The 25,633-nt window shown below is 66.3% G+C and carries 20 protein-coding genes; 12 read left to right on the top strand and 8 right to left on the bottom strand.

Going from position 1 to position 25,633, the window contains the following annotated elements; all coding sequences use genetic code 11:
* The first annotated feature begins 42 nt into the window (after positions 1-42).
* The 5 genes from G432_RS19950 to G432_RS19930 all read left to right on the top strand — a co-directional run bounded on the left by G432_RS19950 (position 43) and on the right by G432_RS19930 (position 4,943).
* Entirely contained in the window at positions 43-840 is a 798-nt protein-coding gene (locus G432_RS19950; RefSeq protein WP_021247407.1) for an IclR family transcriptional regulator domain-containing protein, read from the top strand.
* 35 nt (positions 841-875) lie between these two features.
* Entirely contained in the window at positions 876-2,087 is a 1,212-nt protein-coding gene (locus tag G432_RS19945; RefSeq protein WP_013054067.1) for an acetyl-CoA C-acetyltransferase, read from the top strand.
* A 367-nt stretch (positions 2,088-2,454) separates the two neighbouring features.
* Positions 2,455-3,174, top strand: coding sequence for a hypothetical protein (locus G432_RS19940; protein WP_015449287.1), 720 nt, complete (start codon positions 2,455-2,457; stop codon positions 3,172-3,174).
* A 150-nt stretch (positions 3,175-3,324) separates the two neighbouring features.
* Positions 3,325-4,335 carry an NADP-dependent oxidoreductase gene (locus tag G432_RS19935; RefSeq protein ID WP_015449286.1) on the top strand — a complete coding sequence of 337 codons (1,011 nt, stop codon included), beginning with the start codon at positions 3,325-3,327 and terminating at the stop codon, positions 4,333-4,335.
* Between the two features lie 143 nt (positions 4,336-4,478).
* On the top strand, positions 4,479-4,943 hold the full coding sequence (locus G432_RS19930; RefSeq protein ID WP_025161107.1) for a winged helix-turn-helix transcriptional regulator: 465 nt from the start codon (positions 4,479-4,481) through the stop codon (positions 4,941-4,943).
* 18 nt (positions 4,944-4,961) lie between these two features.
* Here the strand turns inward: G432_RS19930 and G432_RS19925 are convergent, their stop codons facing one another.
* On the bottom strand, positions 4,962-5,597 hold the full coding sequence (locus tag G432_RS19925) for a TetR-like C-terminal domain-containing protein (RefSeq protein WP_007684910.1): 636 nt from the start codon (positions 5,595-5,597) through the stop codon (positions 4,962-4,964).
* 5 nt (positions 5,598-5,602) lie between these two features.
* On the bottom strand, positions 5,603-6,607 hold the full coding sequence (locus G432_RS19920; RefSeq protein ID WP_015449285.1) for an NAD(P)H-dependent flavin oxidoreductase: 1,005 nt from the start codon (positions 6,605-6,607) through the stop codon (positions 5,603-5,605).
* 441 nt (positions 6,608-7,048) lie between these two features.
* On the opposite strand from G432_RS19920, the gene G432_RS19915 reads away from it, so the two are divergent.
* From G432_RS19915 to G432_RS19885, 7 genes are all read left to right on the top strand, one after another.
* Positions 7,049-9,370 (top strand): TonB-dependent receptor, encoded by a 2,322-nt coding sequence (locus tag G432_RS19915; protein ID WP_015449284.1) that lies wholly within the window; start codon positions 7,049-7,051, stop codon positions 9,368-9,370.
* Between the two features lie 148 nt (positions 9,371-9,518).
* The gene (locus G432_RS19910) at positions 9,519-10,268 is read left to right on the top strand and encodes an SDR family NAD(P)-dependent oxidoreductase (RefSeq protein ID WP_015449283.1); all 750 of its coding nucleotides are present in this window, start codon (positions 9,519-9,521) and stop codon (positions 10,266-10,268) included.
* Between the two features lie 49 nt (positions 10,269-10,317).
* The gene (locus tag G432_RS19905; RefSeq protein ID WP_015449282.1) at positions 10,318-11,427 is read left to right on the top strand and encodes an alcohol dehydrogenase catalytic domain-containing protein; all 1,110 of its coding nucleotides are present in this window, start codon (positions 10,318-10,320) and stop codon (positions 11,425-11,427) included.
* Between the two features lie 64 nt (positions 11,428-11,491).
* Positions 11,492-13,471 carry a flavin-containing monooxygenase gene (locus G432_RS19900; protein WP_015449281.1) on the top strand — a complete coding sequence of 660 codons (1,980 nt, stop codon included), beginning with the start codon at positions 11,492-11,494 and terminating at the stop codon, positions 13,469-13,471.
* Positions 13,468-14,205, top strand: a complete 738-nt coding sequence (locus tag G432_RS19895; RefSeq protein WP_015449280.1) for an SDR family NAD(P)-dependent oxidoreductase — start codon at positions 13,468-13,470, stop codon at positions 14,203-14,205. The genes G432_RS19900 and G432_RS19895 overlap by 4 nt, the downstream gene beginning before the upstream one ends.
* Positions 14,202-15,191, top strand: a complete 990-nt coding sequence (locus G432_RS19890) for an alpha/beta hydrolase (protein WP_015449279.1) — start codon at positions 14,202-14,204, stop codon at positions 15,189-15,191. The genes G432_RS19895 and G432_RS19890 overlap by 4 nt, the downstream gene beginning before the upstream one ends.
* Positions 15,188-16,687: an NAD-dependent succinate-semialdehyde dehydrogenase gene (locus tag G432_RS19885; protein ID WP_015449278.1), complete on the top strand. Its 1,500-nt coding sequence runs from the start codon at positions 15,188-15,190 to the stop codon at positions 16,685-16,687. The genes G432_RS19890 and G432_RS19885 overlap by 4 nt, the downstream gene beginning before the upstream one ends.
* Positions 16,688-16,917: 230 nt before the next feature.
* On the opposite strand, the gene G432_RS19880 is transcribed toward G432_RS19885, so the two are convergent.
* From G432_RS19880 to G432_RS19855, 6 genes are all read right to left on the bottom strand, one after another.
* Complete coding sequence (locus G432_RS19880; protein ID WP_007682306.1) at positions 16,918-19,212, bottom strand: TonB-dependent receptor; 2,295 nt, start codon at positions 19,210-19,212, stop codon at positions 16,918-16,920.
* A gap of 82 nt (positions 19,213-19,294) precedes the next feature.
* Positions 19,295-20,458, bottom strand: coding sequence for a thiolase C-terminal domain-containing protein (locus G432_RS19875; RefSeq protein WP_007687812.1), 1,164 nt, complete (start codon positions 20,456-20,458; stop codon positions 19,295-19,297).
* A 2-nt stretch (positions 20,459-20,460) separates the two neighbouring features.
* On the bottom strand, positions 20,461-20,871 hold the full coding sequence (locus tag G432_RS19870) for a Zn-ribbon domain-containing OB-fold protein (RefSeq protein ID WP_015449277.1): 411 nt from the start codon (positions 20,869-20,871) through the stop codon (positions 20,461-20,463).
* Positions 20,872-20,896: 25 nt separating this feature from the next.
* Complete coding sequence (locus G432_RS19865) at positions 20,897-21,811, bottom strand: SDR family NAD(P)-dependent oxidoreductase (protein WP_007687816.1); 915 nt, start codon at positions 21,809-21,811, stop codon at positions 20,897-20,899.
* A 46-nt stretch (positions 21,812-21,857) separates the two neighbouring features.
* The gene (locus G432_RS19860) at positions 21,858-23,279 is read right to left on the bottom strand and encodes an aldehyde dehydrogenase family protein (protein WP_007687818.1); all 1,422 of its coding nucleotides are present in this window, start codon (positions 23,277-23,279) and stop codon (positions 21,858-21,860) included.
* 34 nt (positions 23,280-23,313) lie between these two features.
* A complete protein-coding gene (locus G432_RS19855; RefSeq protein WP_236626943.1) occupies positions 23,314-25,596 on the bottom strand; it encodes a CaiB/BaiF CoA-transferase family protein in 2,283 nt (760 codons plus the stop codon).
* Between the last annotated feature and the right edge of the window lie 37 nt (positions 25,597-25,633).

Here is a 25,633-nt window from a genome sequence, read left to right as displayed (position 1 = left end):
TAAAAACGCCAATATTCGTTTAAGCGCAAAAGGTCAATGCCCATGGCTGACGACAGCCAAACCGCCGATCCCAACTTCATGCTTTCGCTGGCGCGGGGCCTTGGCGTGCTGCGCGCTTTCGAGGGGCAGTCCTCGCTCAGCATCACGGAAGCGGCGCGGCTGAGCGGGCTGAACCGGCCCAGCGCCGGCCGCTGCCTGCACACGCTGACATGCCTTGGCTATGTTCGCGAGCGGGACGGGCGCTATTCGCTCACGCCCAAATTGCTGCCGCTGGCCGCCGGGTTCCTGACGTCCACCCCCCTGGCCAGCGCCAGCCAGGCGGTCGCCAACGCCTTGCGCGACAGCCTTCAGGAAACGGTGTCGGTCGGCGCGCTCGATCCGTCGGACCCGGGCCGCATCATCTACATCGCCCGCGCCGAGCGGAACCAGGTGATCGCCGCGCCGCTGATGGTCGGCAGCACCTTGCCCAGCCATTGCACGTCGATGGGGCGCGTCCTCCTCGCCTCGCTCGCGCCGTGCGAGACCGAACGGTGGCTGGCGCGCGCCGCCCTGGAGCCGAGGACCGAACGCACCATCGTTTCCCCCGATGTGCTCCGCACCGAACTGGTCGCCGTGGGCGAGCGGCGCTGGAGCCTGGTCGAGGAGGAACTGGAGGTCGGGCTGCGATCCCTGGCCGTTCCCGTCCGCGACCGCGAGGGGCAGGTCCTGGCGGCGCTCAATGTCGCCACCTTTTCCGACGCCCACAGCCGCGAGGATCTGATCGAGCGCTATCTTCCCGACCTGAGGGCGGCCGCCGGTCAGCTTGAGCGCGCCATCCAGAGCCATCGCCCCAATCCATAAACCCGCAATCCGTTGAATCTACAGGAGTTGACATCATGACATTGCGTCGAGCCGCCATCGTTTCGCCTCTTCGGACCGCCGTCGGGAAATTCGGCGGCGGCCTTTCCGCGCTGACGGCCGGGCAATTGGGCGCCACGATCATCAAGGCGCTGGTCGAACGCAGCGGGATCGATCCCGAACGCGTCGACGACGTCGTCTTCGGACATGGCTATCCCAGCGGGGAGGCGCCCAGCATCGGCCGCTGGTCCTGGCTGGCCGCCGGAATGCCCCAGAATGTGCCGGGCTTCCAGCTCGACCGCCGCTGCGGCTCCGGCCTTCAGGCGATCATCGAAGCGGCCATGATGGTTCAGACCGGCGCCGCCGACGTCGTGGTCGCGGGCGGCGCGGAAAGCATGTCCAATGTCGAACATTATTCGACCGCGCTGCGCAAGGGCGCGCGCATGGGCAGCCTCGAACTGCACGACCGGCTGACCCGCGCCCGCCTGATGTCGCAGCCGATCGAACGCTATGGCGTGATCACGGGCATGATCGAGACCGCCGAAAATCTCGCCCGCGACTATGGCATCACGCGGGAGCAGTCGGACGCCTATGCCGTCCGATCGCACCAGCGCGCCGCCGCCGCCTGGCGCGAGGGCAAGTTCGCTGACGAGATCGTGCCCGTCGCCGTGCCGCAGAAGCGCGGCGAACCCGTGATCTTCGATCGGGACGAGGGGTTCCGCGAGGATGCCTCGCTGGAGACGCTCGGCGGGTTGAAGCCGATCGAGGGCGGCGTGGTGACCGCCGGCAACGCCAGCCAGCAGAATGACGCCGCCGCGGCCTGCCTGGTCGTTGCCGAAGACCAGCTCGCGAAGCTCGGCCTGGAACCGAGCGGCTGGTTCGTCGGCTGGGCGGCGGCGGGTTGCGATCCCTCCCGCATGGGCATCGGCCCCGTGGGCGCCGTCCAGCGGCTGTTCGCGCGCACGGGCCTGGGCTGGGACGACATGGACCTTATCGAAATCAACGAGGCTTTCGCGGCCCAGGTGCTCGCGCTGCTCAAGGCGTGGGAATGGGGTGAGGACGACAGCCGCCTGGACAAGCTCAACGTCAACGGCTCGGGCATTTCCCTGGGCCACCCGATCGGCGTCACCGGGGCGCGAATCGCCGCGACGATGCTGAACGAGATGCGCCGCCGCGATGCGCGCTACGGTCTGGAGACCATGTGCATCGGCGGCGGCCAGGGTCTCGCCGCCATCTTCGAGCGGTCCTAAGCGGTTTCAAGCGGCAGGCTGGCTCCCGCCCCTTCGACAGGCGCGGGACAGGCCTTTCCGCGCGATGCCCCAGGCTGTGAACCGACGCGGCCGGCGAAACCCGCCGGCCGCGGCTCGGTAATGGATGATCTGAAGGCGCGGCCTTGGTCGCCCTGCGCCGGCCGCCCCACCGCGCCGCATCCTGTCGCGCCGCGCTTTTCCGCGCCCGCCGACGCTCCCATCCCCTTAGCGAACGCCCTGCCGGCGACCTCTCCGGGAATCCATCGCGCGAATTTAGGTTGCAAAGTTAAACCATAAGGGCCTATGGGCTGCATGGTTGCAAAGTTAAACCTATCCGGCATTGGCCGGGGAGCGATGGAGAATAGGTGTGAGCGAATTGTTGGACCTGGCGATCGCGGCGCATGGCGGTTGGGACCGCTGGGAGCAGATCAATGAACTGAAAGCCCATTTCCATGCGGAGGGCACGGTCTGGCATGTGAAGCAGTGGCCCGGCGCCTATGCGGACATGCATTGCTCGATCTCCACGCGGAAGCCGCACACCGAATTCACGCCCTTCCTCAAGGAGGGGCAGCATTGCGTCTGGGAGCCGGACAGCACCGCCATCGTCGCCGACAGCGGCGAACTGATCGATAAGCGGGAAAATCCGCGCTCCTTCTTCGAAGGGCACAGCATTCCGACGCCGTGGGACGAACAGCATCTCGTCTATTTCACCGGCTATGCGATGTGGACCTATCTGACCACGCCGTTCCTGTTCAGGCTGCCCGGCTTCACGTCGGAAGAGGTCGAACCCTGGGACGAGAATGGCGAAACCTGGCGTCGGCTGAAGGTGACATTCCCCGAAGGCGTGCCCAGCCATTCCACCCAGCAGACCTTCTATTTCGATCAATCGGGCCTGCTGCGGCGCCACGACTACAGCGTGGAGATCATGGGCGGCACGACCAGCGCCAACTATGCGACCGATCACAAGGCGTTCGACGGCCTCATCTTCCCGACGAAGCGGCGCGTCTATGCCGCCGGCGCGGACAACCGCCCGATCCTCGACCGGATCGCCATCGCCATCGACTTATGGGACGTCCAGGCGGCCTGACCCGCATTCGAACCGGCCGCGTCCTCGCGGCCGGCAGAGCGGAACCGGGTCGAGCGCAGCGCAGGCCCCATGCCGCCACGCAATCCCGTTCGGAACGCCCATCCATTCGCAACGGCGCGCGGACCGAACAGAAGAAAAAGGAAATATGCCATGGTGACCACCCACCGGATCGTCCTTGCCGAACGTCCGCAGGGCGCGGTGACGCCCGCCAATTTCAGGGCAGAGGACGCGGCCCTGCCGCCCATCGGGGATGGACAGTTCCTGGTCGGGGCGAATTATCTGTCGCTCGACCCCTATATGCGCGGCCGCATGGATGACCGGAAATCCTATGCCGCGCCGACGCCGGTCGGCGGGGTGATGGAAGGCGAGATCATCGGGACCGTGCTGGAATCCCGCCATCCGGGCTTTTCGGTCGGGGAACGCGTGGCCGGACGGCTGGGATGGCAGACGCACGCCATTTCGGACGGCACTGGCCTTGTGAAGCTGGACGACCGCTTCAAGCCGATCACCACCGCCGTGGGCGTGCTCGGCATGCCCGGCCTCACCGCTTATTCGGGGCTGCTGACCCTGGGCAAACCCCAGCCCGGCGAAACGGTCGTCGTCGCGGCGGCGACCGGCCCGGTCGGATCGCTGGTCGGCCAGATCGCCAGGCTCTATGGCGCCAGGGCCGTCGGAATCGCGGGCGGCGCGGAAAAATGCGCCTATGCGAAGCAGGAACTGGGCTTCGATGCGGTGGTCGACCATCGGTCCCCGACCTTCGCCGACGATCTGGCCGCGGCGTGCCCGGACGGCATCGACATCAATTTCGAACTGGTCGGCGGCGCCGTCTGGCAGGCCGTGCTGCCGCTGCTCAACAATTTCGCCAGGGTGCCCGTCTGCGGCCTGATCGCCCAGTATAACGGATCGTCCGGCGAACAGGTCGATCATCTGCCCGCCGCGATGCGGATCATCCTGTCGCGCAGCATCATGATGCGGGGTTTCATCGTCGGCGAATTCTGGGACCAGCGGCCGAAGTTCCTGGACGAGGTCAGCCAGTGGATTTCCGAAGGGAAGATCCGGTTCCGCGAAGACATTGTCGAAGGACTGGACAACGCTCCGGCGGCGTTCATGGGCCTGTTGGAGGGACGGAATTTCGGCAAGCTCGTCGTGAAGATCGACTGACGCCGTCCCCTGCGGTTCGGGAAGGCGGCGACGACCAGGGCCTTCCCCGCCAATGGCTCCCGGCGGCGTCGCGGGGAGGAACGCTCGACAAATCGGCGGAGTTGGTTTAACTTCAAAACCTTGCTGTGATGTTGGAGATGGCGATGAAGGGAAAGCGGACCAATCTCGGCAACGCCGATTGCGGCATTGCCCGTTCCCTTGAAGTGGTCGGCGACTGGTGGTCGTTGCTGATCGTGCGCGAAGCCTTCAAGGGAAGGGAGCGCTTCGGCGAATTCCAGAAGGCTATCGGGCTGGCCAAGAACATATTGTCCGCGCGGCTGAAGAAGCTGGTCGAACATGACATCTTCCGGATAGAGCCGGACGCGGACAACGGCGTCGGCCACCGCTATGTCCTCACCGCAAAGGGAGAGGGGTTGTACGTCGTTCTCATGGCGCTGTGGCAGTGGGGCGAAAGCACATGCTTCAAGCCGGACGAGGCCCGATATGCGATGGTCGACCGCCAGAATGGCGAACCGCTGGCCAGGATCGAGCTGAAGGCCAGAGACGGGCGGGTCCTGGGGCCGCGCGACTTCGTGGCCTCGCGCATGGACGACAAGGCAGCCGCCTGACGCGGTTGCTGACGCCGGTCAGGAGGGGATCAGGCCGCTTCCCTGGAGGAAGAGTTCGCTCGTCCTGTCATACAGATCGCCGGCATCCGTCTTTTCGCCGAGCAGGCCCCTCAGTTCCAGACTGACGACGCCGTGCAGCGTCGCCCAGAGCATCTGGGAGAGTTGCCGGGCTTCGTCCCGCCGATCTTCCGGAAGGCAGGCCGCGACCGCCTCCCGCATGGCGCGGAATGTCGACCAGGCGCGCCGCCGGCTTTCCAGCGGCGCTTCATAGGCCCGGCCGAGGTCGCCGAACATGACATTGTAGAATGCCGGTTCCGCCAGCGCATAGGCGCGATAGGCCTTGCATATCGCCCGCAATCGGGCGACCGGCGCAGGTTCTGCCAGGCATTTTCCGAATTCGCGGCCCAAGCCGTCGAAACTGTGGATATACAGCGCGTCCAGCAGCCCCGCCTTGCCCGAAAAGCAGGTATAGATCATCTTCGTCGAAGCGTTGACGACCTCCGCGACGCGCCGGACCGTCAGCGCGGCTGGCCCTTCCTCGCTCAAAATGCGCGCGGCGGCGGCGAGGATGGCGGACCGCGTCTCGTCCCGATAGGTGGCGCGGACCTGTTGCAGGTCGACGCCACCTTCCCATCGGGCCGTGCCGGACGGCATGCCGCCTATGCCGTTTCGAGCGCGTTCTGGACCGTTGCGCCCAGGGAGCGGCCCAGCCGGTCGGTGATGATCTGCTCGGCTTCGTTCATGATGCGGTCGACAAGTTCCTTCACGGTCGGCACGTCCCGGATCAATCCGACGACCAGCCCGCAACTCCATGCACCGACATCGACCTCGCCTTCAACCATTACCTTGGGATAGACGCCCGCGACCTGCTCGAAAATATCGTCGATCTTGATCGCGTCGCCCTTTTCCCGTTCGATCTGGCGGATCTTCTCCACGCCGGGATTGTTGAGCACGCGTTCGGTATTGCGCAGCGGCCGCATCACCAGCCGCGTATCGAGTTCCGTCGCCTCGACAAGCGCCCGTTTCACATTTTCATGGACCGGCGCGTCCTGGGTCGCGACGAAACGGGTTCCCATGTTGACGCCGTCGGCGCCCAGCGCCAGCGCCGCCACCAGGCTGCGGCCGTCGGCCATGCCGCCCGACGCGACGAACGGCACGGAAAGCGCCTCCGCCGCCAATGGCAGCAGGATCATGTTGGGAATGTCGTCTTCGCCCGGATGCCCGCCGCATTCGAAGCCGTCGACGCTGACCGCGTCGCAGCCGATCCGTTCGGCCTTCAGGGCGTGGCGCACGGAGGTGCATTTGTGGATGACCTTGATGCCGGCCTGCTTGAACAGCGGCATATATTCTTCCGGGCTGCGCCCCGCCGTTTCCACGATCCGGATGCCGTTTTCGGCGATGACCTGGATATATTCGGCATAGGGCGGCGCGTTGAAGGTCGGCAGGAAGGTCAGGTTCACGCCGAACGGCTTGTCGGTCAGATCCCGTGCCTTCGCGATTTCCTGCCCCAGCAGTTCAGGGGTGCGCTGGGTCAGGCCGGTGATCAGGCCCAGGCCGCCCGCATTGGAAACCGCGGCGGCGAGGGAGGCGAAGCCGACATAGTGCATCCCGCCCTGTATGATCGGATGTTCGATCCCGAACAGTTCCGTGATCCGCGTGCGCATTCCTAAGCTCCTTCGTCGTCTGCCCAATCCGGTAACAGTGTTACCAATGAAAACATCGTTGTTCAAGCGCGGACGGCAGGATTTTAAAATTGCCTGAAAACAGTGCCTTGCGAGGAATCGATATGTCGGGCGGCGGCGGGACGGTTCTGGTCGCCGCCCCGCTGCGCATCGCCGATTCGGCCTGCCCAGGGCTTTTCCGCGCCTTGGCAGGAGCGCGGCGGAACATGATTGACATTGCAGAATGTGTATATACACATAACGCAACGAGTCGGGATGCCGGAGTGGATCGAGTCCGGTTGCGTCGCTTCGTGAAAGGCAGTCAGCGGGAACCCCGTCGCTCCCTGCCGGGCCGTGTCGCCCGGCGGCGGTCGACGGGCCGTGCCGTTCAAGCCTGTGATTTCAAGGCAACCCATCGGTCGAATGGGCCCAGGAGGGGGATTGATGATGAAAATGCTCAAGACGGCGCTTTATTTGGCTGGGGCGGCTATTCTGCCCCATGCCGCCCATGGCCAGGCGGCCCCCGCCGACCAGGGCAATGGCCTGAACAGCGTCAGCGACATCGTCGTGACGGCGCAGAAGCGCGCCCAGAGCCTCAGCACCGTGCCGATGTCGGTGACGGCGCTGACCGGGGAGCAGCTTGCGGCGCGGGGGATCAACGATGTCCAGGATCTGGCGAAGGTCACGCCCGGCCTCAATTTCGTGCAGAGCGGCAGCGGCGTGCCGGTCTATTCGCTGCGCGGCGTGGGCTTCTACGACACGGCGGTGGGTGCGCGCCCGACCGTCAGCGTCTATGTCGACGAGGCGCCCTTGCCCTTTTCCGTGATGACGACCGGCGCCGCCTTCGACCTGGAGCGGGTCGAAGTGCTCAAGGGGCCGCAGGGAACCCTGTTCGGCCAGAACGCCACGGGCGGCGCGATCAACTATATCGCCGCGAAGCCCAGGGATGAGCTGGGCGCGGGCGTGACGGCGAGTTTCGCGCGCTTCAACACGCTGGACGCGCAGGGCTATGTCACCGGCCCGCTTGCGCCGGGCCTCAACGCCCGCCTGGCGGTTCGCGGGGTGCGGGGCGACGGCTGGCAGCAAAGCTATACCCGCAACGACAGCCTGGGCCGCCAGCGCATGCTCCAGGGCCGGTTCCTTCTGGACTGGCAGGCGTCCGATCGCCTCAGGCTCTCGCTCAATCTCAACGGTTTCATCGACGATGGGGATATGCAGGCGGGCCAGCTCCTCGCCGTGGTTCCCTTGTTCGGGGCATTTGCCAGCACCATTCCGCTCGTCACCAACTATCCGCGCGCGCCCCAGACGCCGCGCGCGGCGGACTGGAACGCCAACACGCCCTACCGCAAGGACAACAGCTTCTACCAGGCGGTGCTGCGCGGGGATTACGAACTGACCGACGACATCACGCTGGTCTCGCTCAATTCCTACGCGCATATGAGCATGGACCAGCGGATCGACCTGGACGGCACGTCGCTGACGAACGGCGACCAGAGCATTCGCGGCCGCATCTCGTCCTTTTCGACCGAGGAGCGGCTGACCGGCAATTTCGGGCCAGCGACCATCATCCTGGGCGTCAACTATGCGCATGACAAGACGCGGGAGAATGCGATCTGGGCGACCTACTATTCCACCCAGAACAGCTTTTTCACGCCGCTGACCAACGACGTCGCCGCCGCGCCCTACGGCTATCAGGATTTCAACACCTATGCGGCGTTCGGCAATGTCGACTATGACATCGGCCGCCTGGTCACGCTGCACGCCGGCGCCCGCTATACCAAGGCGGACCTGGACTATGAGGGGTGCGGGCTTCCGGCCAACCAGAATTCGGCGGTCGGGCTGACGCGGCTGTTCAACAATATCCGCGCCGCGGCCGGGCTGGGGCCGATACCCGTCATTCCGATGGACGGTTGCTCGACGCTGGACGCCAATCTCAACTATGCCAGCCATATCGAAGGGACGTTCAACGAGGACAGCCTGTCCTGGCGCTTCGGCGTCGACGTGAAGCCCGCCGACCGGGTGCTGCTCTATTTCAACGCGAGCCGGGGCTACAAGGCGGGCAGCGTGCCCGTCCTTTCGGGCACCAGCGTCGACCAATATGTTCCGGTGAAGCAGGAAAGCGTGGTCGCGCTGGAGGCGGGGTTCAAGGCGTCGCTTTTCGGGCGGCTGGTCGACGTGACCGGCGCGGCCTTCAACTATGACTATTCGGACAAGCAGCTTCAGGGGCGCATCATCACGCTGATGGGGCCGCTGATCGCGCTGGTCAACGTGCCCAAGTCCCGCGTTCGCGGCTTTGAGGGGCAGGTCACGGTCTATCCGACCAACGGCCTGTCCCTGACCGCCGCGGCGACGTATCTGGACTCGAAGGTCACGTCGGACTTCATCAACTACACGATCATCGGCACGCGCCAGAACTTCAAGGGGAATGATTTTCCCTATACGCCCAAATGGCAGGTCAATCTGGACGGCGCATACCGCTTTCCGATTTCATCGCGGCTGGATGCCAATCTGGGCGTCAACTACAGCTACCGGACCAAGACCAATGCGGGCTTCGGCAACGAACCGCTGCTCTACATGAAGGACTATGGCGTGCTCGACCTGCGCGCCGGCTTCGGCGGCAGCGACGGCAATTGGCAGGTCAGCGTCTTCGGCCGCAACGTGACCAACAGCTATTACTGGACCAACGTCGCCAAGCTCTATGACGTCGTCCGCAGGCTGGCGGGGCAGCCCGCGACCTACGGCATCCAGATGAACTGGCGCTTCTAGGCCATGCGGAGCGGAACAGGCGCGCAGGCTTGCAAGGCCGCTCCGACCAAGGCGGGGGACGGGCGCGCCCGTTTCCCCGCCGCCATTTCCGGCACGCGGTCGGCGACCGCGTGCCGTCCGTTTTCAGCCAAGGGTCTTCGAGGGTTCGATGCAGGATAAATCCGTTCTCGTAACCGGCGCCGCGGGGGGCGTCGGAAAAGCCATTGCCAGGCGCTTCGCGGAGCAGGGCGCGTCCGTCCTCGTCACCGACATCGATGCGCGGGCCGCCGGCCAGGTCGCCGAGGCGATTGGCGGACAGGGCAGGGCGCGGGCGGCCACGCTGGACGTCGGCGACGCCGCCTCGATCGAATTCGCCGTCGCCTCCATCGTCGGATGGACCGGGCGGCTGGACGTGGTCGTGCATGCGGCGGGCATGTGGGCGGGCGGCACCGTGCTCGACATCGACGAAGCGCGGTGGACGCGGGTGCTGGAAGTGAACACGACCAGCGCCTATCTGATCGCCCGGCATTGCGTGCCCCACCTTCGGCAGACCAGGGGATCGATCATCAACATCGCCTCCGTCGCGGGGCTGAAGGGCACGCCGGGCGCGGTCGCCTACAACAGTTCCAAGAGCGCGGTCGTCGGAATGACGAAGTGCATGGCGCTCGATTTCGCGGCATCGGGAGTCCGGGTGAACTGCATCTGCCCGGGCGTGATCGACACGCCGATGGTGGATGCGGTGCTGGCGCATCATGGCGAGGCGTTCACGCGGGAGGATCTCGCCCGGCGTCATCCGCTCGGTCGGCTGGGCACGCCGGAGGACATTGCCGGCGCGGTCAGTTTCCTGGCGTCCGACGACGCGTCCTGGATCACCGGAACCGCCCTTGTCGTGGACGGCGGCTCCATGGCCGGGGTCTGATCGCATGAGCGCAGCATCCCCCGCCATGGATGGACGGAGCGACGGGTCGATGACGATCCGGGGCGCGATCCTGGAAACGTCGGACGCGCCGCGGCCCTATGCCGACAGCCGGCCGATCCGGATCGGCACGCTGGACCTGACGCCGCCCGGCCCCGGCGAGATATTGGTCAAGGTCGAGGCGGCCAGCCTCTGCCATTCGGACCTGTCCGTCATCAACGGAAACCGCAGGCGCCCGCTGCCCATGCTGCTGGGGCATGAATCCAGCGGGCGCGTCGTCGCCCTGGGACCGGATGTCGACGACCTCGCCCTGGGACAGCGCGTCGTCCTCACCTTCATGCCCCGCTGCGGCGCCTGCGACGCATGCCGGACCGAAGGGCGCATTCCCTGCACCCGCGGCACCGCCGCCAACGGGGCGGGGACGCTGCTCGACGGCGCCGTGCACCTCAGCGAATGCGGCCACCCCGTCCTCCACCATCTGGGGGTCTCCGCCTTCGCGGATCACCTGGTCGCGCATCGCAGTTCCGCCGTCCCGGTGGGCGACGACGTTCCGCCGGACGTGGCGGCGCTGCTGGGCTGCGCCGTGCTCACCGGCGGCGGCGCGCTCCTCAACGAGGCGCGGCCTACCGAGGCGGACGTGGTGGCGGTCATCGGCCTGGGCGGCGTCGGCATGGCCGCGCTCATCACCGCGAAGGCGCTGCGTCCGCGCCGGATCGTCGCGATCGACGCGCTTCCGGACAAGCTCGCCCTAGCCCGTTCGCTGGGCGCCGACGAGGCGCTGTCGCCGCAGGACGCCGTCGACCGGGGGATCAGGGCCGACATCGTCATGGAATGCGCCGGCCATCCCAAGGCGTTCGAAACCGCCTTCGCCATCACCGCGCCCGGCGGCACGACCGTGACGGTCGGCCTGCCCGCGCCCGGCGCCATGGCGCAGATATCGCCCTTGCAGGTGACCGCCGAGGCGCGCCGCATCGTCGGCAGCTATCTTGGTTCGTCGGTTCCCCGGCGCGACATTCCGTTCCTGGAAAGGCTGTGGCGCGAAGGCCGGCTGCCGGTCGAGCGGCTGATTTCGCGCCGCATCGGGCTGGAGGACATCAACGCCGCCTTCGACGCCCTGGCATCGGGCGACCAGCTTCGCCAGGTCATCATGTTCGATGCCTAGTTCACGGCCCGGTTCACGCGCCGCCACGCATATGCCGCAGGTTCGCGGCCAGAGAGGAAAGACCATGTCCGCCAACCCCATCGACCATGCAGATGCGTTCGACACCTATCTTCCGATCGACATCGACGATGCCGAACTGGAGCGTATATTGGAGAAGGCGGAACTGCCCGCCCTGCTGGCCGCGCTGGCGAAGCTGACGGGCGACACGTCGCTGGTTCCCCCATCGCTCAAGCCGCCGCATACGCGCAAATCCTTCATCCCGATGCCGCAGGGCGGCCTTGACGAAGCACAGCAGAAGGAAGCGAGGCGGCTCGCCTTCGACGCGATCAGGCGGTATCGCGACGGCGAGATCCAGACGCCCGGCCACACCGACGATGCGGAGCTGCGGGCGATCGTCAGCTTCCTCATCACCCGCGATTTCGACGATTACCGGGATCTTCTGATCCATGAGGTGGCCGACCATGACGTGGGCGCGCCCCGGTGGACCCTGTCCGAACTCGATCCCGACCGGCCGTTCAAGGTGCTGATCATCGGCGCGGGCATCACCGGCGTCGTCGCCGCCTATCGCCTCAAGCAGGCCGGGGTGGAGCATGTCGTGCTGGAAAAGAATCCAGAGATCGGCGGGACATGGTGGGAAAACACCTATCCGGGCTGCCGTCTCGACACGTCGAACTATGCCTATAGCTTCAGCTTCGCGCAGAAGACCGACTGGCCGCAGAAATTCTCGCGCCAGTCGGAGATCCAGGACTATGTCCTGAAAGTGGCGCATGACTATGGCGTGCGCGACCGCATCGTTTTCAATACCCTCGTCCGATCGGTGATCTATGACGAGGAAGCGGGCGAGTGGGAGGTGACGGCCGTCACCGACGGGGAGGTCAGGGTCCACCGCGCCAATGTCGTCATCAGCGGCACCGGCCAGCTCAACTCGCCCAAGCTGCCCAATATCGAGGGCATGGACAGCTTCGCGGGCGCAAGCATGCATTCCGCCCGTTGGAACCATGACGTAAGCCTGAAGGGCAAGCGGGTGGCGATCATCGGGACCGGCGCCAGCGCCTATCAGATCGCGCCGGCGATCGCCGACGAGGTCGGCAAGCTGGAGGTGTTCCAGCGCAGCGCGCCCTGGCTGTTGCCCACGGCCGACTATCTGGACGACATCAGCCCGGAACTGATGTGGCTGTTCCGGCACATTCCGGGCTATGCGCGCTGGTATCGCTTCTGGCAGTTCTGGCTCGCGACGGAAGGCCGGATGCCCACCGTCACCGCCGATGAAGGCTGGAGCGAAGAGGGTTCCATCGGCGCCATCAACCATGCCTTCCGCCAGGAACTGGAGGCCGAATTCCGCCGCCAGCTCGCCGACAGGCCGGACCTGATCGACAAGGTCATTCCCACCTATCCGGCGGGGGCCAAGCGCCTGTTGCGCGACAATGGCCAATGGTCGGCCACGCTGCGCAAGCCGCATGTCGACCTGGTGACCGAAGGAATAGAGCGGATCGTGCCCGAAGGCGTCGTCACGGCGGACGGCGTGCTGCATGAGGTGGACGTCATCGCCTATGCCACCGGCTTCCGCGCGGACGAGTTCCTGGCCGACATGGAGGTGCGCGGGCGCGACGGCGTGGAGGTGCACGAATATTGGGACGGCGATCCGCGGGCCTATGCCACCATGACGGTGCCGGGCTTCCCCAATTTCTTCATCTGCGGCGGTCCCAATTCGGCCGTGGCGGCGAACGGCAGCGCGATCTTCATCGTCGAATGCAGCATCGAATATATATTGGAGTGCATCCGCACCCTGGTCGTGAAGCGGCTGAAGGACATGGAACCCACCGACGCCGCGACCGATGCCTTCGTGGGGAAGATCGACCGCGCCAACCGCGCGCGGGCATGGGGCGCGGAAGGCGTCACGAGCTGGTACAGGAACAAGACCGGCCGCGTTTCCGCCGTCTGGCCGTTCGAACTGCTGGAGTTCTGGAACATGACGCGCGGGCCGGCCGAGGGCGATTATCGCTTCACCCCCTTGGGCGAGCTGACGACGCAGGCGGCGGAATGAGCCGCCTGACGGGGAAGACCGCCCTGATCACGGGCGCCGCCCGTGGCCTGGGCGCGGCCTATGTCCGCCGCTTCGTCGCCGAGGGCGCCAGGGTTCTGGTCACCGACGTGATCGACGAGGAGGGCCGGCTGCTGGCCGGGGAGATGGGCGCCGATGCCGCCGACTATCTCCGCCTGGACGTGTCCTGCGGCGAAAGCTGGGGGGCGGCGGCGGACCGATGCGTCGAACGGTTCGGCAGGATCGACATATTGGTGAACAATGCGGGCGTGGGCGGGGGCGGCGCGCTGGAAACCACGTCCGACGACCAATGGGAAAGGCAGATCGCCGTCAATCTGGGCGGCGTCTTCTACGGCATGCGCGCCTGCATTCCGCGCATGGCGGCGGCCGGCGGCGGATCGGTGATCAACATCTCCTCGATCAACGGCGTCAGGGGCAATCGCGAACGTTACGGCTATGTCGCCTCCAAATTCGGGGTCATCGGCCTCACCAAGGCGGCCGCCCTCGACTTCGCGGCGGCGGGCGTCCGGGTGAACGCGGTGCTGCCCGGCATGATCAGCACGCCCATGACCGCGGGATTGAAGGTCGACACGTCGCTTATCCCGCTGGGACGGCCGGGGGGCATGGACGAAGTGGCCCAGGTCGTCGCGTTCCTCGCTTCGGATGAAGCATCCTATGTCACCGGCGCCGAATTCCTGGTCGATGGCGGCGTCGTGCAGAAAGTGGTTGGACAATGACAGAGGCAATCGAACTTCGCGTCCCCCTGGAACCGGGGGCGCAGGGCGTCGTCGATCAATATCGCGCGGCGGCCCTGCCTCCGCTCGAACAGGGCACGGCGCAACAGGCGCGGGAAGGCTATCGCGCCACGTCGCTGCGCGCAGGCTTCGAACCGGAACGCGATGTCCGCGCCAGGGATCTGACGATCGGGGCGGGCGGCAATCCGCTGCGGACGCGGATATACGAGCCGGAGGCGGCGATCGGGCCGCGCCCGCTGATCGTCTACCTGCATGGCGGCGGCTGGGTCATGGGGGATTTGGACACCCATGATTCCACCTGCCGGCTGCTGGCCAGGCAGGCGGGCGCGATCCTGGTCGCGGTCGATTACCGGCTGGCGCCCGAACATCCCTTTCCTGCGGCGGTGGAGGACGCCGTCGCCGCGCTGCGCCATGTGCCTGAGGCGGTGGCCGGGCTGGGCATCGAAACGGCGGGGCTGGCGGTTGCGGGCGACAGCGCGGGCGCGACGCTGGCATTGGTCGCGGCGCTCGCGCTGAGGGACGAAGCGACGCCATCCGCGCTGGCCCTCTTCTACCCCGCCGGCGACATGGGCCGCAGAACCGCGTCGATGGACGAATTCAGCAGCGGCTATCCGCTCACATCCTCGACGCTTCGCTGGTTCCGCGACCTTTATCTGGACGATGTGGCGCTGGCGGGCGACTGGCGCGCATCGCCGGCGCGCCATCCGGATTTCGGCGCCCTGCCGCCCACGCTCATCCTGTCGGTCGGCCACGATCCCTTGCGCGACGACACCATCGCGCTGGCCGGGCGGCTGAAGCGCGAGGTGCGGGGCAGCGAGCACCGACACCTGCCTGACCAGATGCACGGCTTCCTGACGCTGGGCGGGGTCATCGCTCCGGCGCGGGGCGAACTGGACCATGCGGCGCGCTTCCTTCGCCAGGCTATGGGCCTTGGCCCCGTGCTGGAGCGGGAGGGAGAAAGCGCATGACGGCCGCGACCATGCAGCAGCAGGCTCTGACGGAGGCGACCGACACGGTTTCGTCCGTCCCCACGGGACTTTTCATCGACGGCGCCTGGCGCTCGGCGGCCGACGGGCAGCAATTTAGCGTCCACGATCCGGCGACCGGGGATGTCGTCGCCCGGCTGGCGAATGCGACGCCGTCGGACGCCATGGATGCGCTCGACGCCGCCGACCGCGCCTTCCCGTCATGGTCGCGCACGCCGCCGCGCGAGCGCGCCGAGTTGCTGCGCCGGACGTTCGACCTCGTCATGCGCGACAGGGAACGGATCGCCCGCATCATCACGCTCGAAATGGGAAAGCCGCTGCGGGAATCCCATGCCGAGGTGAGCTATGGCGCGGAATTCCTCCGCTGGTTCGGCGAGGAGGCGGTTCGCATATCCGGACGCTTCGGCTCGTTGCCGGAGGGCACCGGGGACATGATCGTCTCGCGCCATGCGCTTGGCCCGGCGCTGCTCATCACGCCCTGGAACTTTCCCCTCGCCATGGCGACGCGCAAGATCGCGCCCGCGCTGGCCGCCGGATGCACCGTCGTGATCAAGCCCGCCGCGCTGACGCCGCTCACCACCCTGTATCTCGTGAAATTGCTTGAAGAGGCGGGCCTGCCGGCGGGCGTCGTCAACGTCATTCCCACGACGAATTCGGGCGGCGCCACCGGACCGATCATCGCGGACAGCCGCTTGCGCAAGATCAGCTTCACCGGGTCGACGCAAGTGGGGCGGGTGCTGCTGGAGAAGGCCTCCGCCAACATCCTGCGATCCTCCATGGAACTGGGCGGAAACGCGCCCTTCCTGGTCTTCGACGATGCCGATCTCTCCCGCGCCGTGGAAGGCGCGCTCGTCGCGAAGTTCAGGAATATCGGCCAGGCCTGCACGGCGGCCAACAGGTTCATCGTTCATGCAAGCGTGGCCCAGGAATTCAGCCGGCGGGTGGCGGAGAAGGTGGCGCAGTTCAAGCTCGGCTCAGGCTTCGATCCGGACGTCGCGATCGGCCCTCTGATCGACGAGGCGGCGGTCGCGGGGGTGGACGAGCTGGTCCAGGATGCCCTGTCCCGCGGCGCGACCCTCGTCACGGGCGGCAAGCGGCGGGGCGGCGCGGGCACCTTCTTCGAACCCACGGTGCTCACCGATGTCGCAAGGGACAGCCGAATCCTGCGGGAGGAGATTTTCGGCCCCGTCCTGCCGATCGTCACTTTCGACACGGACGACGAAGCCATCGCCATTGCGAACGACACCGAATATGGCCTGGTCGGCTATGCCTTCACCGCCAGCATCGAGCGGGGGCAGCGGCTGATCAATGAACTCCAGACCGGCATGATGGGATGGAATGTCGGCGTCCTTTCCAATGCCGCCGCACCCTTTGGCGGGGTGAAGATGTCGGGCCTGGGGCGCGAGGGCGGCGCTGAAGGGATCGATGAATATCTGACCACCAAATATACGCTGCTGCCGTCCGTTTCCCGCCCGTGAAGCATTTTCCCGGCGGGCGGCGCCGCCTGCAAAAGGGATCGGCAGGGATGTGGGGATGCCATTGCCGGACGTTCTGCCCATCTCGTCCGGCAAAGGGAGCGTGCCGCGCCTGATGGACGCGGCACGCTTCCGAATTGGGCCGCTGGCAGGAACCCCGGTTCGCCGTCCGAACTGGGCGCCTGCCTGCGCAGGAAGGGATAAAAGGTAGAGCAGTCGGATCCGAATCTGCTTTAGAATTTCGCGTCGAAGCTGATCCCGTAGGTGCGCGGGTCGGCGAGATGGGTGTAATCGAACCCGTTGCCGGACAGGTCCAGCGAATAACGCGCATAATATTTGTTGAAGATATTTTTGCCCCACAGGCTGACGCCGTAGCGATCGTCGGCAAATCGATAGCTGAGCTGGCTGTTGACCAGCGCATATCCCTTCTGCGCGGTGCGTTCCGTGTTGAACAGGTCGAAATATTGCTTGGACGTGAAACTGCCGTTCACGCCCCAGCTCAGCTTTCCGCCGCCGGTCTCCACTATATCCCAATCGAAACCCGCCGATGCGCTGAGCTTCGGCGCGTTGGGCAACTGGTTCCCCCGCAGGGACGTGCCGTTGAGCGATCCTTCCTTGATCTTCGTGTCCAATATGCCGACCCCGACATTGATCCGAAGCGCCTGGACCGGGCGCACCGTCAGTTCGAATTCCGCGCCCAGGATGCGGGACTTGGGAATATTGATCAGCGTCTGGATATGGGTGACCGAATTGACGCTGATCGCCTGCTGGTCGCGATAATCATAATAGAATGCCGCCCCGTTGAAGGTCACGGCGCGGTCCAGGAACTGGCTCTTGAAACCCAGTTCATAGGCGTTGACGGTTTCCGGTTCCGCCACGTTCAATTCGGCCGGGGAAAAATAGGCCTGCGCGTTGAAGGCGTTGGCGCGATAGCCGCGACTGAAGCTGGCGTAGATCAGGTCGTTGTCGGCGGTCTTGAAATCGACGCCGACCTTGCCGGTGACCGTGCCTTTCTTGAAACGGGCGCTGGTCGACGCATCGAAATCGAACGGATCGTCGCCTGGGATGGTGTTGACGATGGGAACGCCGTCCGGCCCCTCTATCTGGGCGCGGTAGCCGACGACCTTGCCCCGATCCTGCGTATAGCGGATGCCGCCGCGCAGGATGAGCCGGTCCGACAGCTTGTAATTCATGTCGGTATAGACGGCGGCGCTTTTCCTGACCTGCTTATAATTGTTGCGGTAGATGCAGGAGACCGCGAAGCCGCTGTCGACGCAATCTTCCCAGGTGAGCGCGCCGTCTCCGTTCACGTCGATGTCGCTGTAGAATCCCGCCGACGTCTCGTTCCACAATTTCTCGATATTATAATAGGCGCCGAAGATGAAGTTGAACGGTCCGTCGAAGTCCGAAGACAGGCGAAGATCCTGCGACAACTGCTTGCCCCGTCCTTTCAGGTCGGCCTCCAGCACCCGCAGCGGCGTGCCGTCCGCCTCGTCGATGACGCGCAGGCGCCCATAGTCGTAGGACGTCACCGACGTGACGGTCAGTGCGTCCGCGACATGCCAGTTTCCGGTCAGGGACGCGCCATAGGTGCGGTGGCGATGGCGGCCGATATTGTCCGCCTCCATCTCCCGCCGTCCAAGCCCGGTCCTGAAATAGCTCGACGCGCCGAACATCTCATAGACCCCGTTCCCTATGCCCAGAGACCCGACCGGCTCGCCCAGGACGCCATATTCGATCGGATTTTGCAGGCTGGTCGTCAGCCGCAGGATGAAGTCCAGCTTGTCGTTCGGTTCGAACAGCAGGGACGCCCGGATGCCATATTGGCGCACGGCGCTGCCGTCGGGCCTGCCCGGCATCAGATTCTTGAACCAGCCGTCGGCGCGGGAGAATGTGAAGGCGATGCGCGCCGCCAGCGTGTCGCCCAGGCCCGCCTGCACCGCTCCGTCGGCGTCGTATCGGTTGTAATTGCCGTAGCCCAGTTTCAGATAGGCTTCGGAATCATGCCCCGGTCTCTTGCTGATGAAATTGATGGCGCCGCCGGTCGTATTCTTTCCATATAGGGTTCCCTGCGGTCCCCGCAGCACTTCGACCCGTTCCAGATCGAACATGCCCAGTCCCAGCAGGGGAAAGCTGCCCTTGTAGACTTCGTCGAAATAGGTCGCGACCGGACCCTGCTGGTTGAAGCTGAAGTCCGACATGGAAACGCCGCGCAGCGAGAAGATCGGCAGCCCGTCCCCGGCGACGGTCGACGCCTGAAGATTGGGAACCGACCCGGCGAGATCGCTGACCTGCTGAAGCCGCTGCTGCGACAGCGCCGCGCTGCCCAGCGCCGTCACCGACACGGGCACGTCCTGCAACCTTTCGGACCGGCGGAGCGCGGTCACGACGATGTCGCTGGTGCTGACCGATCCCGACGCGCTTCTTTCCGCCGCGGCCTGATCCGGACCGCTATCCTGCGCCAGGGCGGGTTGCGCAAATGCGAAGGCGCAGACGCCACATAATAGCTGATACCCCAATCCGTTCATTTTCTCTCTCCTTGATTGGCCATCGAGGAGTTTGCCTCCTTCTTGGCAGCGCTTTTGATGGATCGAAACCGTCATTGCCTCCCTAGGGCGCCTGGTTGGACAGGATCAGGGAGGCCGCCGACCAGAAAAGCCCGCCGACCCCCTGGACGAAGCTGAGTTTCATGTCGGGCACCTGCACCACGGCTTCGCCGCGCAACTGGCGCACGGCTTCCTGGATGGCGTACATCCCGTACATGCCGGAATGGGTGTAGGACATACCGCCGCCATTTGTGTTGATCGGCAGGCGGCCGCCCGGCCGCGTGTGCCCTTCGGCATGGAAGGCGCCGGATTCGCCGAAACCGACGAAGCCCGTATCCTCCAGCATGTAGAGCGGCAGGTGCGCGAACGCGTCGTAGAACATGGCATGGTCGATGTCGGCATGGGTGACGCCGGCCGTTTCGAACGCCTCCGCGCTGGCCCTGCGGAAGGAGCCGAAGGAGGTGAGGTCGTCCATCTGCGACACCAGCACGCTCTCGCAGGATTCCCCGGACCCCATCAGATAGACGGCGCGCTTCGCGCTCGGCAGGTCGCGCGCCCGCTCCGCGCTGACGAGGACGAGCGCACCGCCGCCGTCGGTCACGACGCAGCACATGTCGCGGGTGAAGGGATAGGCCACGCGCGGTCCTGCCAGAACATCCTCGACCGTCACCGGCGTCCGGCGCTGGGCGCGTTCGTTGGGGATCGCCCATTCGCGCTGCGCCACCACCACTTCGGCCAGGTCGCGCTGCCCCATGCCCCGCGCCTCCAGGAAGGCCAGCGCGGGCAGGGTGAACAGGGAATAGGGGGCGATGGCGCCATAGGGCTGCTCGAACTGCCCGTCCGGCCCCCTGGGGTTCATCGAATAGTTGGGCATGCCCACCCACGACCGGCCGGATTCGCCATGGGTGATCAGCACGACGCTCGCCTGACCCGTGGCGATCGCGGCGGCGGCGTGGCGGACATGGGCCATGAAGCTGCATCCGCCGATGGTCGTGCCGTCCATCCAGCGCGGGCGGATGCCCAGCATGGCGGCGACTTCGATGACCTGCGTCTCCGCCGTGGCGATGCCGTCCACGTCGGCGGGCGTCAGCCCGGCATCCTTCAGCGCCCGCCGGGCGGCGTCGGCATGCAACTGGATCATCGACATATCGGGAACGACGCCGACGCGTTCCGTCTCCGACGCGCCGACGATGGCGATATTGCCGCCATTGGGGGAAGATAGGGGCATGCTCATATCCTGACGGGCTTGAAGACGGGCAGGAACTGGTCGCCGCGCGGTTCGAACGCGACCTGCAATTCCATCCCCAGCGGCAGATTGTCCGGTTCCGGTTCGACCCCGACGATATTGGTGCAGAGGCGCGGGCCTTCCTCCAGCGTCACCAGCGCGATGATCTGCGGGTCCTTGCTCTCGAATTCCGGCGAAGGGCGATAGTTGATGATGTAGGAGGCCAGCCGCGCCCGCCCCGACACCGGCTTCCATTCGACCTCGTCCGAATTGCATTTCGGGCAGAAGGGACGCGGATAGAAATAGAAGCTTTCGCAACGGACGCAGCGCTGGATGCGCAACTCTCCTTCGGCCGCGCCCTGCCAGAAGGGCGCGGTTTCCGGGGTAGGTTCGGGAATGGGCCCGATCGACATCATGAATCTCCGTCAGTCATGGCCCGGTTCACATCTGCGAATCGAAATAGATGCTGGGCGCCAGCCCGTCCGCGAGCGGGCGGAACTCCCTTTCCACCGTGGCGGCGAAGGTCGCTGCATCCAGATCGGCCATGCCGTTCAGGGTCTTGATCATCTCCGGCACATTGTAGAGCATCAGCTCGCCCCCCGCCGCGCCGATGGTCCGCCCGGACATCCAGCCCGATTGCTTCGAACCCAGGAACACCGCGATGGGCGCGACGCGGTCGGGCGTATAGGGGTCGTCCGCCCGCGCCGGGCCGTCCACATTCTTGTCTTCGGGCGCGGTTTCGGTGAGCCGCGTCGTCGCGCCCGGCGCGATGGCGTTGACCGTGACGCCGTAACGGGCAAGGCCGTTCGCCAGCGACATGGTCAGGCCGACGACGCCCATCTTGGCGGCGGCGTAATTGGGCTGGCCGGGCGACCCGTGCAGGCCCGAAGCGGAGGTGAAGTTGACGATCCGGAAATCGCCCTGCGGATTGCGCAGCGAACGCCAATAGGCGGCGGCGGGCTTGATGGTCGAATAATGCCCCTTCAGGTGGACGCGGATGACCGCATCCCAATCCTTCTCGTCCAGGTTGAAGATCATCCGGTCGCGCAATATGCCCGCCACATTGACGACGATGTCCAGCCCGCCGAACTTCTCTATGGCCAGGCCGACCAGCCGTTCGCCGGTCGCGACGTCGGCGATGTCGCCGCCGTCGGCAATGGCCTGCCCCCCGGCGGCGATGATGTCGCTGGCGACGGCGGCGGCCGGTCCCAGGTCGCTGCCTTCGCCCGTCGTGTCGCCGCCCAGGTCGTTGATGACGACCTTCGCGCCCTCCGCCGCGTAGCGCCGCGCTATCGCCGCCCCGATGCCGCGCCCGGCCCCGGTGATGATGGCGACCCGTCCTTCCAATGCACCCATGACATATCCTCGACTTGTTGCTTGTGGTTTCGTTGTTCCGCTTTCCTCAGGCCGCCGCCCGCCTGGGGGGCGCGTAGAGAAGCTGGATGTCGGTGAAGCCGTGCAGGCCCCATGGTCCGTTTTCGACGCCGATGCCGCTCGACTTCAGCCCGCCGAAGGGCAGATGGGGTTGCAGGCCCATGGCATGGCCGTTGACCTGCACCTGCCCCGCCTCGATCCCCAGCCCGACATTGGCGGCGCGGATCGGGTCGGACGACCAGACCGACGCGGTCAGGCCGAACGGACCCGCATTGGCGCGGGCGACCGCATCGTCGACATCGCTGTAGGACAGGATCGGCAGCGCCGGGCCGAACTGCTCCTCGCTCACGATCCGCGCCCTTTCGTCCAGATCGGCGAGGATGGTCGGCTGGAAGAAGAAGCCGGGCCGGTCCATCGGCGCGCCGCCCGCCGCCACCCGCGCTCCCATGCCGATGGCTTCCGCGACCAGTTCCTTCACGCGCTCGAACTGCGGCCGGTTGCAGAGCGGCCCCAGCAGCGCGCCTTCCTCGTTCCAGGCGCCGACCGCCACGGAACGGGCGCGCTCCGCCAGCGCCTCGACCAGTTCGTCATGGCGGCTTTCATGGACATAGATGCGCTTGATCGCGACGCAGACCTGCCCATTATTGGCGAAGGCGCCCCAGAACAGCTCGTCCGCGATGGCGGATATGTCGGCATCGTCCAATATCACCGCCGGATCGTTGCCGCCCAGTTCCAGCGTCACCCGCTTCAGGTCGTTGGCCCCCGACGCCATCACCTTCCTGCCGGTCGCGGTCGACCCGGTGAAGGTCAGCTTGCGCGGTATGGCATGGGCGGTCATCGCCGCGCCCAGCGGGTCCGGGCCGGAAATGACGTTCAGCACGCCGGGCGGCAGGACCGATTGCAGCGCCTGCCCGACCGCCAGCGTCGAAAGCGGCGTATAGGGCGATGGCTTCAGCACCAGCGTGTTCCCGGCGCGCAGGGCGGGCGCGATCTTCCAGAAGGCGAGGGCGATGGGATAATTCCACGGCGTAATGCCCGCCACCACGCCCAGCGGCCTGCGGACGATTTCCGCATAGGCCGCCGCATCGTCCTGCACCACCTCCCGCGGCAGTTCGAGATCGGCATAATAGCGGAGCCATTCCGCCGACGCCTCAAACTCTATGCCGGTGTCCGCCAGCGGCTTGCCCTGTTCCTGGGCCAGTGTCGGTCCCAGATCGGCGGCCATCTCCATCACCAGCCCGGCGGCCTCCTTCAGCGCCCTGCGGCGCAACCCCTCGTCGCGGCTCCACGAAGCGAAGGCGTCCTGCGCGGTCGCCATCGCCTCCTCCAACTGTTCGGGGCTGGCGGCAGGGGCCTCGGCAAAGGCTTCGCCCGTCGATGGATCGATCACCGGGAAGGTGGCCCCTGTCCCGACGGATCGACCGTTGATGGTCATTGCGATGGCGTTCACGGCTGTTTTTTTCCTTATGCTTGCGATCCGGGGCTCAACGATAGGCGTGCGGCAATATCTGCGGCATGGGTCCGCCGACCGCGACGGCGCGGCGTTCGATCAACTGGTCGATGGTCGCAGGATCGATCCCCGCATCCTCCAATATCCGGACGCTGTGCTCGCCGATCCCCGGCGGCTTCAGCACGCCGCGCCATTCGGTCCTGCTGAAGGATGCGATGCGGCCCGGCGTGGCGATGAAGCCGCCATTGTCGGAAGGATAGACATGGGCGAAGCCAGCCTCGCACAGCCGGGGATCGCGCAGCACCTCCGTCACCTTCCTGACGGATGCCGACGGCACGCCCGCCCGGTTGAGGCGGCGCGTCGCCTCCTCGCGGCTGAGATCGATGATGGCGGCCCCGATGGCGGCAATGGCCCCATCCTTGTCCGCCAGCTTTTCCTCAGGAATTTCCAGGGCGCTGGCGATCTTCGCCGGGGCGTCGGGCGCGGCGATCCGGACCCAGCCGTCCGCCGCCCGATACATGCGGTCGAACGCGCCGTCCCCCTGGAAGTCGACGCCGCCGACGATGGCGGGCGGGCGGCCTTCGAACCGGATGATCTCCGCCGACTGGAGGTAGGTTGCGGTGCCCAGCAGCGTGTCCCATGTCCGCTGGCCTTCCCCGGTGCGCAGCCGGTGGAACAGGGCAAGCGCGATGGTGAGCGAGGACATGGAGGCCGTGCTGATGTCGCAGACGGATATGGTGTTGACGATGGGTTCGCCGTCGCCGCCCTCCGCCGCCATCATCCCGGCCATGCCCTGCAACACCATGTCCACGCCGCCGCGCCCGCCCAGCGGGCCGGTCTGGCCGAAGGCGGAAAGCGACATGGTGACGATGCCGGGGTTGATCGCCTTAAGGGAATCATAGTCGATGCCCAGGCTTTTCGTCACGCCGGGCCTCAGGCCGTCGATGAAGACGTCCGCGCCCTCGATGATCTTGTGGAAGGCCCGGATGCTGTCGGGATGTTTCAGGTCGATGGCGATGCTGCGCATGCCCCGGTTCGCGCCATAGGCGGGCTTGCGGAAGGGGTCGCCCTCTCGCGGTTCCACCTTGATCACGTCCGCGCCCAGCGCCGAAAGCAGGCATCCGGCATAGGGGCTGGCGAGGAACGGCCCGCTGTTGACGACCCTGATGCCCGACAGCGGGCCGGATCGCACGAGCGGGCGCGCATCGGCGGCCGGACGGGGCTGCGCGGGCCATGGCGCGACCTTGCCGCTATGCTCGCCAAGGGCAGGGGCGGGGCCGCGAACGGCGCCCGGCGTCGCGGTCAGGTTGATCGGGACGCCCGGCATGACGACAGGACCACGGTCGGGATCGTCAACCTCCACCCGCATGCCCATGGCGGCGACCTGGGGATGGTCCAGCCACCCCTCGCGCCCGTCGATCGGTCCGGAGGGGATGCCGACGGCGTCGAGGCGGTCCAGCCAATATTGGCGGGGCTGCTTCAGCACCGCTTCCTCGACCGCCTTCTGCACCCAGCCGATATTCTCCGGCGCGACCATGTTCGCCAGGCTGCCGCCCAGCCGCTCATCCTCGACAATCGAACCTAGCCCGATCACCTCCATGAACATCGCCTCGAACCGGGGACCGAGCGCGCCGCTGGTGAACCATTTGCCGTCGCCCGCGATCATCCGGGAATAGGTCGGATGGCGGCCCGCGCCCCCCACGGCGGTGCTGGGGTCCGGCGCGTTGGGATCGACCACCAGCGATATCATGGTAAGCTGCTGAAGCGCGTTGATGCCGGACACGGTGACGCGCTGCCCGAAACCCGAACCCTCGCGCTCGATCAAGGCCGCCACCGCGCAGACCGACGCCCACAGGCCATGCGCATAGAGCAAAGTCTGATAGACGGACTCGACCGGCTCCCCCGATACGGAGGACTGGCGGGCGAACTGGCCGCCATAGGCCCCCAGCAGCGCGGCGGATTCGACCCCGCCCGCCCAGGGGACATGGCCGGGCAGATAGACGGGCATCTCCAGCAGGATCAGCCGGGGATGGCTGGCCAGCAGTTCGTCGCCGTCCAGCCCGAAGGCCGCCAGTTCCTCGCCGTCCCTGGTGATCAGCATGTCGGCCCCGCCGATCCGGTTCCGCAGCCATGCGCGCCCCTCGGCCGATCCGGGATCGATCACCACGCTGCGCTTGCCGCGATTCCACATCGGAAAGCCGGGACGGCCGCGTTCCGGGTCGCCGTCCGGCGTCTCGACCTTCACCACGTCGGCGCCGAAGTCGGCGCAGAACATGCCGACTATGGGGCCGGCGACGCCGGTCGCGAGTTCGATCACCCGAATATCGCCAAGAGCATCCATTGGTCGTCAAAGC

Origin of the sequence: Sphingomonas sp. MM-1 (assembly GCF_000347675.2) — a bacterium.
GTDB classification, from domain to species: domain Bacteria; phylum Pseudomonadota; class Alphaproteobacteria; order Sphingomonadales; family Sphingomonadaceae; genus Sphingomonas_E; species Sphingomonas_E fennica.
Note: the sequence above shows the minus strand (reverse complement) of the source record. Positions and strands in the feature narration are given on the sequence as shown.